Origin of the sequence: Mycobacterium sp. DBP42, assembly GCF_005924235.1 — a bacterium.
GTDB classification, from domain to species: Bacteria; Actinomycetota; Actinomycetes; order Mycobacteriales; family Mycobacteriaceae; genus Mycobacterium; species Mycobacterium syngnathidarum.
Genome location: NZ_VCMY01000032.1, coordinates 1 through 11859, shown reverse-complemented (window position 1 = coordinate 11859; position 11859 = coordinate 1). Strand labels below are relative to the sequence as shown.

General features: G+C 66.4%; 11 protein-coding genes and 1 pseudogene. 4 read left to right on the top strand and 8 right to left on the bottom strand.

Annotation, left to right across the window (positions count from 1 at the left end):
* Positions 1 to 27 precede the first annotated feature (27 nt).
* The 5 genes from E0T84_RS23255 to E0T84_RS23235 all read right to left on the bottom strand — a co-directional run bounded on the left by E0T84_RS23255 (position 28) and on the right by E0T84_RS23235 (position 4502).
* On the bottom strand, positions 28 to 474 hold the full coding sequence (locus E0T84_RS23255; protein WP_138745680.1) for an SRPBCC family protein: 447 nt from the start codon (positions 472 to 474) through the stop codon (positions 28 to 30).
* On the bottom strand, positions 474 to 1355 hold the full coding sequence (locus E0T84_RS23250) for an RNA polymerase sigma-70 factor (RefSeq protein ID WP_070186904.1): 882 nt from the start codon (positions 1353 to 1355) through the stop codon (positions 474 to 476). The genes E0T84_RS23255 and E0T84_RS23250 overlap by 1 nt, the downstream gene beginning before the upstream one ends.
* 83 nt (positions 1356 to 1438) lie before the next feature.
* Entirely contained in the window at positions 1439 to 1963 is a 525-nt protein-coding gene (locus E0T84_RS23245) for a DinB family protein (protein WP_070186903.1), read from the bottom strand.
* 21 nt (positions 1964 to 1984) lie between these two features.
* The gene (locus E0T84_RS23240) at positions 1985 to 3619 is read right to left on the bottom strand and encodes a DUF885 domain-containing protein (RefSeq protein ID WP_070186902.1); all 1635 of its coding nucleotides are present in this window, start codon (positions 3617 to 3619) and stop codon (positions 1985 to 1987) included.
* Entirely contained in the window at positions 3612 to 4502 is an 891-nt protein-coding gene (locus E0T84_RS23235) for a neutral zinc metallopeptidase (protein ID WP_070186901.1), read from the bottom strand. Before E0T84_RS23235 ends, E0T84_RS23240 begins: the two co-directional genes overlap by 8 nt.
* A 74-nt stretch (positions 4503 to 4576) precedes the next feature.
* Here E0T84_RS23235 and E0T84_RS23230 point away from each other — a divergent pair, with 74 nt between their 5' ends.
* On the top strand, positions 4577 to 6052 hold the full coding sequence (locus E0T84_RS23230; protein WP_070943618.1) for a carboxylesterase/lipase family protein: 1476 nt from the start codon (positions 4577 to 4579) through the stop codon (positions 6050 to 6052).
* Positions 6053 to 6081: 29 nt separating this feature from the next.
* Here E0T84_RS23230 and E0T84_RS23225 read toward each other — a convergent pair whose 3' ends face one another.
* Positions 6082 to 6591, bottom strand: coding sequence for an SRPBCC family protein (locus tag E0T84_RS23225; protein ID WP_070943619.1), 510 nt, complete (start codon positions 6589 to 6591; stop codon positions 6082 to 6084).
* 159 nt (positions 6592 to 6750) lie between these two features.
* Between E0T84_RS23225 and E0T84_RS23220 the strand changes: the two genes are divergently transcribed.
* Positions 6751 to 8373 (top strand): inorganic phosphate transporter, encoded by a 1623-nt coding sequence (locus E0T84_RS23220; RefSeq protein ID WP_070943620.1) that lies wholly within the window; start codon positions 6751 to 6753, stop codon positions 8371 to 8373.
* A 9-nt stretch (positions 8374 to 8382) separates the two neighbouring features.
* On the opposite strand, the gene E0T84_RS23215 is transcribed toward E0T84_RS23220, so the two are convergent.
* The gene (locus E0T84_RS23215; RefSeq protein ID WP_138745700.1) at positions 8383 to 9279 is read right to left on the bottom strand and encodes an oxidoreductase; all 897 of its coding nucleotides are present in this window, start codon (positions 9277 to 9279) and stop codon (positions 8383 to 8385) included.
* 106 nt (positions 9280 to 9385) lie between these two features.
* Between E0T84_RS23215 and aspS the strand changes: the two genes are divergently transcribed.
* Both aspS and E0T84_RS23205 read left to right on the top strand, forming a co-directional pair.
* Positions 9386 to 11185 (top strand): aspartate--tRNA ligase, encoded by a 1800-nt coding sequence (aspS, locus tag E0T84_RS23210; protein WP_070943621.1) that lies wholly within the window; start codon positions 9386 to 9388, stop codon positions 11183 to 11185.
* Positions 11182 to 11643 carry a nitroreductase family deazaflavin-dependent oxidoreductase gene (locus E0T84_RS23205; RefSeq protein WP_070943622.1) on the top strand — a complete coding sequence of 154 codons (462 nt, stop codon included), beginning with the start codon at positions 11182 to 11184 and terminating at the stop codon, positions 11641 to 11643. The genes aspS and E0T84_RS23205 overlap by 4 nt, the downstream gene beginning before the upstream one ends.
* Before the next feature lie 79 nt (positions 11644 to 11722).
* On the opposite strand, the pseudogene E0T84_RS23200 reads toward E0T84_RS23205, so the two are convergent.
* Positions 11723 to 11859 (bottom strand): annotated as a pseudogene (locus E0T84_RS23200) (IS110 family transposase); the annotation flags it as partial.

Here is an 11859-nt window from a genome sequence, read left to right as displayed (position 1 = left end):
CACATTATCGAGATGTGTTCAATGTGGTCAGGTTTTGGGCAGATCCGCCGCGGCCGCGTCCAGCACATCGTTGAACACCCTGGTCAGCATCGGTCGGCCCACCCAGCGAGTCAGCGCATCGCCGATGAGTGGGAACTTCACCCGGAACGTCGTGGTCCACACGACGTGGGTACCGCCATCGACCGTGGCGAAGCTGACTCGACCGTGCCGGTGTTCGGAGGGCGGGAAGCTGCGTTCGACCGTGTAGTCGAAGGAGCGGGGTGCGTCGTAGGCGGTGATGCGCTCCCGGAACCAGCCGATGGTCCAGAGCAGGATGCGTACCGCGCCCGGTCCGTAGGGGGCCTGGAGGCCGGGTCGGGCCAGCCGCTGTCGAAGTACCAGCGCAGAGCGCGTGAAGTTGGCGGCGTTGCTCATGAAGTCGAAGACCTCGTCCTGCGGTGCTTCGATGGTCCGCTCGACGGTGACGGTCTGCATCAGTTCTCCTGGTGTCGGGTGAGGGTGCGGGTTACGCCGGCGGCGCGGAGTTTGTCAGGGTTGCGCATTGCGTACAGGGCCGTGATGAGTCCGTCGGTCACCTCGATGAGCAGTACCGAGTCCAGTACTGCGTCTCGGTGGAACAAGACGGCCGGCATCGAGTTGTAGCTCCCGAATTCGATGTCGAGGCCGGCCATGCTGCCCTGAGCGAGTCCGGCCATGAACTGCGCGACCCGTCGTGGCCCGGTGACCGGTCGACGCGCTGCCGACACCCGGCCGCCGCCGTCGGACAGGGCGACGACCTCGGGTGCCATCACTTCGACGAGGCTTTGGATATCTCCGGTGTGCGCTGCTCGCAGGAACTTCTTGACCGCGGCCCGCGCCACCTGCCTGTCGGGAGTGAAGCGTCGCCGCCGGGCTTGTACGTGTTGACGTGCCCGATGGGCGATTTGACGCACCGCGGTATCGGATTTGCCCACCACGAGCGCAATCTCGGGATGGCTGTATCCGAATACCTCGCCGAGGACGAATACCACGCGTTCGTCAGGGCTCAGTGTCTCCAGGACCAGCAGCATTGCCATGGAAACGGATTCGGCGAGCACGGCGTCCTCGCTCACGTCCGACGCGGTCTGGATCGGCTCGGGAAGCCAATTGCCTACGTAGTCAACACGTCGGCGCCGGTTTGTGCGCAGCGCATTCAGAGCCTGCCGCGTGACGATCTGCACGAGATACGCATGCGGATGAGTGACCTCGCCTGCGTTGATCCAGCGCAGGTAGCTGTCTTGCACCACGTCTTCGGCGTCGGCGGCGCTACCCAGGATCTCGTATGCCAGGGTGAAGAGCAGGGGGCGGTGCCCGGCGAATACCTCGGTCGCGTTCAGATGTTCCCCCTATGCCCGTGGATGTCACACTCTCAGACACCGCTCGGCGGCTGAACTGTGACAGCCTTGGGCTGTGAGTCACATCACGCCTGGGATATGTCGTATGCGTGATGGACGATGTCGTGCACGTGATAGATCGCGATGGTGGCGACGGTGAACTCGCTGCCGTTGCTGCGCAGCCCACGACGCGACCAGGCATCAGCGGGCACCTGGTCGTAGGTGTTGGCGACGACGCCGGCCGCATCGAACAATTCGGTGGCGACGATTCCCGGATCTTGCGAGCCGTAGTCGTCGGCGATCGCGGTGGCGTCCTGGTCCCAGTTGGGGAACTGTGGATCGTCCTCGGTCAGCATCATCTGCACGCGCTGTTCGAAGATCCGGTGCACGTCGCGGACATGACAGCCGTATTCCAGGATCGACCAGCGGTCCGCACGGGCCCGGGCGGCCACTCCGGGGCGGTTCAGCCGCGGCACCCACCGTTCGGCGTCGTCGCGGATCAGTCCGGCCACCTCGCGCGGGTGCACGGCCGCCGGATCGAACCCGCATTCAGGGCAGGGGCGCGACAGCACCCAGGTCCAGTCCTTGGTGTCGGGCTCCAGATCTTCCATGCCACCAGTGTCCGTCAGCGGTCAGGCGGACGACAACGCCGATCTGAGCACATCGAGGGGGAGTCCGCCCAGATCGAGTGCGCGACCGTGAAATTCCCGTAGTGACGATCCCCGGCGCAGACTTTCGTCGCGCAGTTCGTGCCAGATCCGCTGGCCGATGGCGTACGACGGGGCCTGCCCCGGCCAGCCCAGATAACGGTCCAGCTCGAAACGCAGGTTTTCCTCGGCCATGGCCGAATGCGAGGTCAGGAAGTTCCACGCCCGCTCGGCATCCCACACCTCACCGTCGGGTGCGGTCAGGCCGCAGTGCACGCCGATGTCGATCACCACCCGGGCCGCCCGGAACCGTTGTGCATCCAGCATTCCCATGCGGTCGCCGGCATCGTCGAGCCAGCCCAGCTCGGCCATCAGCCGCTCTGCGTACAGCGCCCACCCCTCACCGTGGCCGGAGACCCAGCAGCCCAGCCGTCGCCACCGGTTGAGCTGATCTGCCAGTGCCACCGCACGACCGATCTGCAGATGGTGCCCTGGGACGCCCTCGTGGAAGACCGTGGTGGTTTCCTGCCAGGTGTGGAATGTCTCGACCCCCGGCGGAACCGACCACCACATGCGTCCGGGCCGCGACCAATCCTCCGACGGGCCGGTGTAGTAGATGCCGCCGGTGTGTGTCGGCGCGATCCGGCATTCCAGTGTGCGTAGCGGTCCGTCGATGTCGAAGTGCGTGCCGGCCAGCGATTCCACCGCGCGGTCGGACAGGTCCTGCATCCAAGCCTGGAGGGCGTCCGTGCCGCCGATGATGTAGCGCGGTTCCTCGTCGAGCCGGCGCAGTGTCTCGGCGACCGTGGCGCCCGGATAGAGCTGCTGGGCAATCGATTCCTGTTCGGCCACAACGGCATCGAGCAACCCCAAACCCCAGTCGTAGGCCTCGTCGAGGTCCACGGAGGTGCCCAGGAACAACCGCGACATCAGCCCGTAGGCGTCGCGGCCGCACGCGTCGGATTGCCGGGCGCGTGGTGCGATCTCCTCGCGCAGTACATCGCCCAATTGCCGGTAGGCGTCGGCCGCAGCGTCGCTGTGTTTGCGCAGATCAGCCGAGAGTCGCCGATTTCCATGTGCCGCACCGGTGCCCATCTGGCCGAACAATTCCGCGATCTGCCGGGCCTGGGTGACGCCCCGGGTGACCTGACGCAGGGCCGGCGCGTGATGGCCGCGGGAGGCTTCGCGCAGGGCGGTGGCGTAGCCTGCTGCCCGCTCGGGCACTTTCGCCAACCTCGCGGCGATCAGCGCCCAATCGGCCTCGGTGTCGGTGGGCATCAGGTCGAAAACGTCGCGCATGGTCTGCAACGGCGAGGCGATGACGTTGAGCTCGCCCAGATCCAGTCCGGCGTCGTGCACATCGACGATCGCGCCGAGTCGCTCGCGCAGTGCGGCCACGGTGACCACATCGACGTCGTCGACGGGCGCGATCCCGTCGAGCTCGCGCAACGTGGCGCGGGCGGCTTCCGCGCGAGCCGTCACTCCCTGCGGCGAGTAGTCGGTGACCTCGTCGTCGTGGCCGGTGATGCCCAATTCTGTTGCGGCGCAGGGGTCCAGGCGCGCGTAGGTGTCCAGGTAGCGCTCGGCCACCGTGTCGACGGCGGTCGCGGCCCTAGCCAAGGTTGTTCGCGGCGAAGGTGTCGCACTTGTTCGGATCACCGGTCTGGTAGCCGATGGTGAACCACTTCTGCCGCTGCTCGGAAGAGCCGTGGGTCCAAGCTTCCGGGTTGACCCGGCCGGTGGCCTGCTTCTGGATGCGATCGTCGCCCACCGAGGAGGCTGCCGACAGCGCGTCGGCGATGTCCTTGTCGCTCAGCGGTTGTAGGAACGGTACGTCGGTGCCCTCCTGCCGCGTGATCGACGCGTAGTGCGCCCAGACACCCGCGTAGCAGTCGGCCTGCAGTTCGGTGCGCACACCCGCGCCGGTGGCGCCCTCGGGGTCACGCTGAGCCCGGCCCAGAACACCCAGTAGGTCCTGCACGTGGTGGCCGAACTCGTGGGCGACCACATATTCCTGCGCGAGCGGGCCTCCGCTGGAACCGAACTGGTTGACGAGTACCTGGAAGAAGTCGGTGTCGAAGTACGCCGTCTTGTCCACCGGGCAGTAGAACGGCCCGACGTCACTGGTAGCCGGGCCGCATCCGGTCTGGACCTGTCCCTTGAACAAGCGGATGTGCGGACGCGTGTACCCCTTGAGCAGTTGCTGCCAGACACCGTCCACTGAGTTGCCGGTCGCCACCACGCGGCATTCGACCTTGGAGTTGGCGTCGGCACCGGTCTTGCACTGGCTCAGGTCGAAGCCCTCGGCTTCGACACCGTTGACGGGCAGTTGCTGTTGCTGAGGCATCACCGTGCCCGGATCCACGCCCAGGAACATCGCGAGCACCACGATCAACAGGCCCCCGATCCCACCGCCGACCGCGATGCCACGGCCGGGGCCGCGGCCACCACCGGAACTGGAAGTGGTGCTCGTGTCGATCTGCATACCCTCGTTGAAGGTCATCCCGTCACTCCATCGCATTCGCCGGTAGGTGCGTGCTCAACAGCCCGTTAAGCTTTTCACACTACGATTCAGACGTGTCCGTCGTTGCGGAACATTCGACCATCGCCCACACCTCGCTGGGGCGGTTACGCGGCACCCGTGAAGGCGGGGTCAGCGTCTGGCGAGGTGTCGAGTACGCCCAGCAGCCCATCGGCGCATTGCGCTTCCTGGCGCCTCAGCCCGTGGTGCCCTGGTCCGGGATCCGTGACGCCGTCGAGCACGGCCCATTACCGCCACAGGGCCGTTCGTTCGTCGGCGGAGGCCGGGACGACCCCAAGGTCCGCGATGAGGCGTGCCTGACCGTCACGGTGTGGTCGCCCGACACCGGCGGGTCGCTGCCGGTGATGGTGTGGATCCCCGGCGGGGCATTCGTCTACGGCGCCGGGCAGTTGCAGCTCTACAACGGTTCGCGACTGGCCGCCAACGGCAACGTCGTCGTCGTCAACGTCACATATCGGCTCGGCGTGTTCGGCGGATTCGAACTCGGCGACCTGGGCGAGGGATTCGACGACAACCTGTGCCTGCGCGACCAGATCGCCGCGCTGCAATGGGTACGCGACAACATCGCCGCATTCGGCGGCGATCCCGAACAGGTGACGGTGTTCGGCGAATCGGCCGGTGCCACATCGGTGTTGGCCCTGCTGGCCAGCCCCGCCGCGGACGGCCTGTTCGCCCGGGCGATCGCCCAGAGCCCGGCATTGCCGCTCATCGCCGGCCGCGAAGACCGGGCACGTCAGTCCCGGCGCTTCATGCACCTGCTCGGTGTCGGAGCCGAGCAGCTCAAGGTGCTGCCGCAACGCCAGTTACGCCGCGCCGCAGGTCAGCTGCAGCTCGAGAGTGCGCAGCACACACCGACGTTGGCCTACGGGCTGACCCACGGTGTCGACCTGCTGCCGCTGCATCCGATCCAGGCGGCCCGCGCCGGCGCGGTCTGCGCGGTGCCGTTGATCATCGGCACGAACAGCCACGAAGCGTCGATGTTCGCCTGGGGAAAGCCCCCGATGTTGCCGACCACGCCGGCCGGGGTCCAGGACTACCTTCGTCGCCATGCTCCGCACGACCGCGATCGGATTCTTGCCGCCTACCCCGATTTCCCCCGGCGACGGGCCCTGATCGCCTTCGGCTCCGATGTCATGTTCGGCGCACCGACATGGGCATTTGCCGACGCCTACAGTCCGCACGCGCCGACCCACGTGTACCGGTTCGACCACACCACCTGGACGCTGAAGGCCTTGGGGCTGGGCGCCACCCACGGCAGCGAGATCGTGCACATCCAGCACAGCTACGGCTCGTATCTGGGGCGCAAACTGCATCCCCTGGGTCGCCGGGTCCAGCCGTCGGTCGGCCGGCGGATGCAACGCACCTGGCTGGACTTCGCGCGGGCCGAGATCGCCGAGTGGCCGGAGTATCACACCGAACAGCGCCTGACCAGGGTGATCCGTTCCGCGCGGGACGAGACGGTGGCCGATCCTGACGCGCTGCGCAGGGCGGCGTGGGAGGGGCTGGGTTAGCCCTTACTTGCCGTAGCGCTCAGTGCTGTCTACTCCTCGCGCGAGCGCTCGTCGGCGGTATAGCGGCGGAGGTTGTGCAGAAACCGCTGGAACAGCCATGCCATCACCGGCCGGCCCATGGTCATCCCGAGCCGCCCGGCCAGGCCGCTGGGCTTCATGGCCATCACCCAGGTCAGGTGACAGCCGCCGGCGGTCTCAACCACACGGTAGTCCTCGGCGAAGGCCGAGATCGCGTTCGAGGTGCTGGTGTTGAAACGGAAAGCCATGTGGGAGAAAGGTTCCCAGGCCAGGAACTCCTCATCGCCGACGATGTGACCGCGCATGGTGACCGTGCGGGTGGTTCCGACGCCGCGGGGCTCGGGGCTGGTCCATTCCACATTGGTGATGACGGTGGCCCACTGTGGCCAGGAAGTCGCGTCGCCGAGCACCTCGAACAGCTGCTCGGGCGTGATGGCGAGGTCGATGGTGCTGACGAAGCGGAACGGCGCGCGGTCGATGAAATCCAACTCGACGCGTTCGCACTGGTAGGTCCGGGCCATGGGTAGACACCTTAAGTCAATGTGTCTAGTCCGGTGTCGATCAGGTGGGGATCGAGAGGCCGCATTTAGAGGGCCATCCGCGCGTCGCTCCGCTGTTGCCCGACATTTACCGAGGTCCTCCATCGTGTCAGCAGTCGATTCGATTTTCGAGGGGATTGCATGTCAACGGGTCTAGATAGTCCACCTGCCCACCCGGCGACACCCGCACGAGGTGGGTTCCTGGGTGAGGACACCAACTGGCACGTATCGTTCGGTGTCCTCGGCATCGCGGTATTCGCGGCGTTCTCGGTGTGGGCGTTCGATTACGTCGGCGACGGTGCCAACAAGGTCATTCTGATCGTTGCCACCATCTTCGGTGTGTTCATGGCGTTCAACATCGGTGGAAACGATGTGGCGAACTCCTTCGGCACCAGCGTTGGTGCCGGCACGCTGAGTATGAAGCAAGCGCTGATGGTCGCGGCTGTGTTCGAAGTCAGCGGCGCCGTGATCGCAGGTGGCGAGGTGACCGACACGATCCGCAGCGGCATCGTGGACCTGCAAGGTATCGAGATCGTGCCGCAGGATTTCGTCTTCATCATGATGGCCGCGTTGCTGGGCGCTGCGGTCTGGTTGCTGGTCGCCACCCGAATGGGTTGGCCGGTTTCGACGACGCACTCGATCATCGGCGGCATCGTCGGTGCCGCAGTCACCTTGGGCTATCTCACCGGCCAGGGTGGTCTCGACATGGTGCAGTGGACCGAGATCGGCCAGATCGTGCTGTCCTGGTTCGTCTCACCGGTGCTCGGCGGGTTCGTGGCGTACCTGCTGTTCGGCGCGATCAAGCGACACATCCTGATCTACGGCGACAGGGCCGACGAGCGGCTGCGCGCACTCAAGACCGAGCGCATCGAGATGCGCAAGAGACACAGGCAAGCGTTCGAGCGCCTCGACGAACTGCAGCAGATCTCTTACACCAACACGCTTGCCCAAGACGCGATCACGGCGAGCAGCGGTGATTTCGACCCGGCGGAACTCGAATCGGACTACTACAAAGAGCTCCACACGATCGACGCGAAGGCAAAGGAAGTCGACGCGCATCGCGCGCTGGAGAACTGGGTTCCGCTGTTGGCGGCCTTCGGCGCGATCGTCATCTCGTCGATGCTGCTGTTCAAGGGGCTGAAGAACCTGCACATCGGGTTGTCCTCGCTGACCAATTATCTGATCATGGCGATGATCGGGGCCGCTGTCTGGATGGCCGTCTTCATCTTCGCCAGGACACTCAAGAACCAAGCCCTGTCGAAGTCCACGTTCCTGCTCTTCAGTTGGATGCAGGTGTTCACGGCATCGGCGTTCGCGTTCAGTCACGGCAGCAACGACATCGCCAACGCGGTGGGCCCTTTCGCCGCGATCGTCGAGACCCTCAAGACCAATGCCATCGAAGGCAAGGCCGCAGTACCCACGGCCGTGATGGCCACCTTCGGCGTTGCTTTGATCGTCGGCCTGTGGTTCATCGGCCGTAACGTCATCCGAACCGTGGGTTCCGGGCTGACCAAAATGCATCCGGCGTCCGGTTTCGCCGCTGAACTGTCGGCGGCCGGCGTCGTGATGGGAGCCTCGGTGCTCGGCCTGCCGGTATCGAGCACGCACATTCTCATCGGCGCAGTGCTCGGTGTCGGCATCGTGAACAAGGCCGCCAACTGGAATCTGATGAAACCGATCGCGTTGGCGTGGGTGATCACCGTCCCGGTGGCCGCCATCATCGGGTGCGTCGGACTGATGAGCCTGCGGGCGATCTTCGGATAAGCCGAGGCGTCAGCCCGGCCCGTCGCCGGCCGCGGCCAACAGTGGAACGATGACGTCGCTGATCGGGGTGGGCAGGCCGAGTGCGGCCGCCTTACGGATGATGACGCCGTTGCGGATGTCCCACTCCAGCGGTCTGCCGGCCTGGCGGTCGGTCAGCATCGAGGTGGTCAGATCCTCGGGTGCGGTGGCCAGCATGTCGACGATCTGCTCGACCACTTCGCCACCCAGATCGGCGCCGTCGGCGCGAGCCACGGCCAGGCATTCGGTCAGATAGCGCCGCGCCAGCGCCGCCACGTCGTCACGACGGAACATGCCCGTCCGGCGGCCCGCCAGGACCATGAAACCGACCACGGCGTTGACCAGCAGCTTGCGCCAGGCCGCGGTGTGGAAATCGGGATCGTGTTCGACGCTGATCGCGCTGCCGCGCACCGCCTCGGCCACGGTCGCGGCCGGCGGGGTGTCGGGCAGGACCAGCCGGGCCTCGCTGCGCAACCGCACCCAACCTCCGGGCTGCATCTCCGAGGAGATCCACACCGCTGCGGGCACCACGTGGGCCTCGTCGGTGTACCGGCTGAGCGCACTGACCCGCTCGACCTGTTCGACGCCGTTCTGCAGCGCGCACACCACCGTCTTCTCATCGCACAGCCGGTCCAGCCAGGCCGCGGCCCGGGCGTTCTGAGTGTCCTTGACCGCGAGAAAGACCACCCGGAACGGGCCTTCGACGCCGGCCGGATCGGTGTGCACGGGGCCCGGCACCCGAATCGGTTCCCCGTCGTCGGGCCGGACGTCGACGCCGTCGCGCGGAGTCCGGCCACACAGCAGAATTGATTTGCCTGCGGCGTACAGCAGCGCCGCCACGGTGGAACCGATCGCGCCGGGGCCGATGACCGCGATGGGGGAGTTCAGGTCTGCCGGGTCTTCGGGCGAGCGCTCATCCACCTCGCCAAGTTACCGCCGCCGGTGGACTCTCTAGACTGTTCACTCGTCCCACCAGTCTTCATGAGGAGTTTTCGTGCTGCGCAGTCATGCCGCCGGTTCATTGCGGGCCGCGGATGCGGGTCAAACGGTCACTTTGGCGGGATGGGTGGCGCGTCGCCGTGATCACGGCGGCGTCATCTTCATCGATCTGCGCGACGGGGCTGGTGGTGGGCAAGGAGATGGGCAGAGCGTGTCGCAGGTGGTGTTCCGCGAGGGCGACGTGCTGGCCGCCGCCCACCGGCTGCGCGCCGAGTTCTGCATCGCCGTCACCGGCGTGGTCGAGGTCCGTCCCGAGGGCAACGAGAATCCCGAGATCCCGACGGGCTCCATCGAGGTGAACGCCACCGCGTTGACCGTACTGTCCGAGAGCGCCCCACTGCCGTTCCAGCTTGACGAGACTGCCGGTGAGGAAGCCCGGCTGAAGTACCGCTACCTGGATCTGCGCCGTGAGGGACCGGGCAACGCAATCCGGTTGCGCTCCAAGGTGAATGCCGCTGCTCGCGGCGTCCTGGCCGAGCATGACTTCATCGAGATCGAAACCCCGACCTTGACCCGCTCGACGCCGGAGGGCGCCCGCGACTTCCTGGTGCCCGCACGCCTGCAACCCGGCTCCTTCTACGCGCTGCCGCAGAGCCCGCAGCTGTTCAAGCAGCTGCTCATGGTGGCGGGCATGGAGCGCTACTACCAGATCGCCCGGTGCTACCGCGACGAGGACTTCCGCGCCGATCGCCAGCCCGAATTCACCCAGCTGGACATGGAGCTCAGCTTCGTCGACGCCGACGACGTGATGGGGATCGCCGAGCAGGTACTGAAGGCGGTCTGGGCGACCATCGGTTACGACCTGCCGCTACCACTGCCCCGGATCGGCTATGAAGAGGCGATGCGCCGGTTCGGCTCCGACAAGCCCGACCTGCGGTTCGGCGTCGAGCTCATCGAATGCACCGAGTACTTCAAGGACACGCCGTTCCGGGTGTTCCAGGCGCCCTACGTGGGGGCTGTGGTGATGTCGGGCGGGGCATCGCAGCCGCGTCGCACGTTGGACGGTTGGCAGGAGTTCGCCAAACAGCGCGGCCACAAGGGGTTGGCCTATGTGCTCGTGGGCGAAGACGGCACGCTGGGCGGCCCCGTGGCCAAGAACCTCACCGACGCCGAGCGCGACGGCCTGGCCGCCCACGTCGGTGCCAAGCCCGGTGACTGCGTTTTCTTCGCGGCCGGCCCGGCCCGCACGGCGCGAGCCCTGCTGGGCGCCACCCGCATCGAGATCGCCAAGCGTCTGGACCTGATCGACCCGGCCGCCTGGGCGTTCACCTGGGTGGTCGACTTCCCGATGTTCGAGCCCGCCGATGTCGCGACCGCCTCGGGCGACGTGGCGGTGGGTTCCGGTGCCTGGACGGCCGTGCACCACGCCTTCACCGCACCGAAGGTGGAATCGGAGGGCACCTTCGACACCGATCCCGGCAGCGCGCTCTCGGACGCCTACGACATCGTCTGCAACGGCAACGAGATCGGCGGCGGCTCGATCCGTATCCACCGCCGCGACATCCAGGAGCGGGTGTTCGCGATGATGGGCATCGACCACGAGGAAGCCCAGGACAAATTCGGATTCCTGTTGGACGCCTTCGCCTTCGGGGCTCCTCCGCACGGCGGGATCGCGTTCGGCTGGGACCGCATCACCGCCCTGCTGGCCGGGGTGGACTCGATCCGCGAGGTCATCGCGTTCCCCAAGTCCGGTGGTGGCGTCGACCCGCTGACCGATGCGCCCGCGCCGGTCACCCCGCAGCAGCGCAAGGAATCGGGAATAGACGCCAAGCCCGAGGAGCTCAAGAAGTCATGACCGATATCGATCCTGACTTCGACAAGAGCGAACTGGTCGCCGATGTGGCGGCTCTCGACGACTTCAACCGCAACGTGGTCGAGGAATTCCGGGCCAACGGCGGAAAGGTGGGCGGCCCGTTCGAGGGCGGCACGCTGTTGCTGCTGCACACCACCGGGGCCAAGTCGGGTCAGCCTCGGCTGTCCCCGCTGGCATACCTCGATGTGGGCGGGCGCATGCTGATCGTCGGTTCCTATGCCGGCGCGCCCAAGGATCCGGCGTGGGTGCACAACCTGCGGGCCGATCCGAAGGCCCGCATCGAAGTCGGTACCGACGCCTACGACGTGACGGCCCGCGAGCTGCCCGCCGAGGAGCGTGACGCGGCGTACCCGAAGATCATCGAGCGGGCCCCGGTCTTCGCCGAGTACCAGGCCAAGACCACACGCGCCATCCCACTTTTCGAACTCGTCCGCGCGTAGCACTTGCTCGCGTCAGTTGTCACGCTGGAGTGGCAGTGGAGTTCGAATGCCACTCCAGACATCCCAGGGTCGTAAGTTGTCAAGCTGCTTGGGTGTGGGTGGTGGGTTGGCGGTGTGCCCAGGCGGTGTGTTCGCTGTAGGTGCTGTGGTGGCGTAGGCAGCCGTGGAGGATTCCGACGAGGCGGTTGCCGAGGGCGCGTAGGGCTTGGTGGTGGA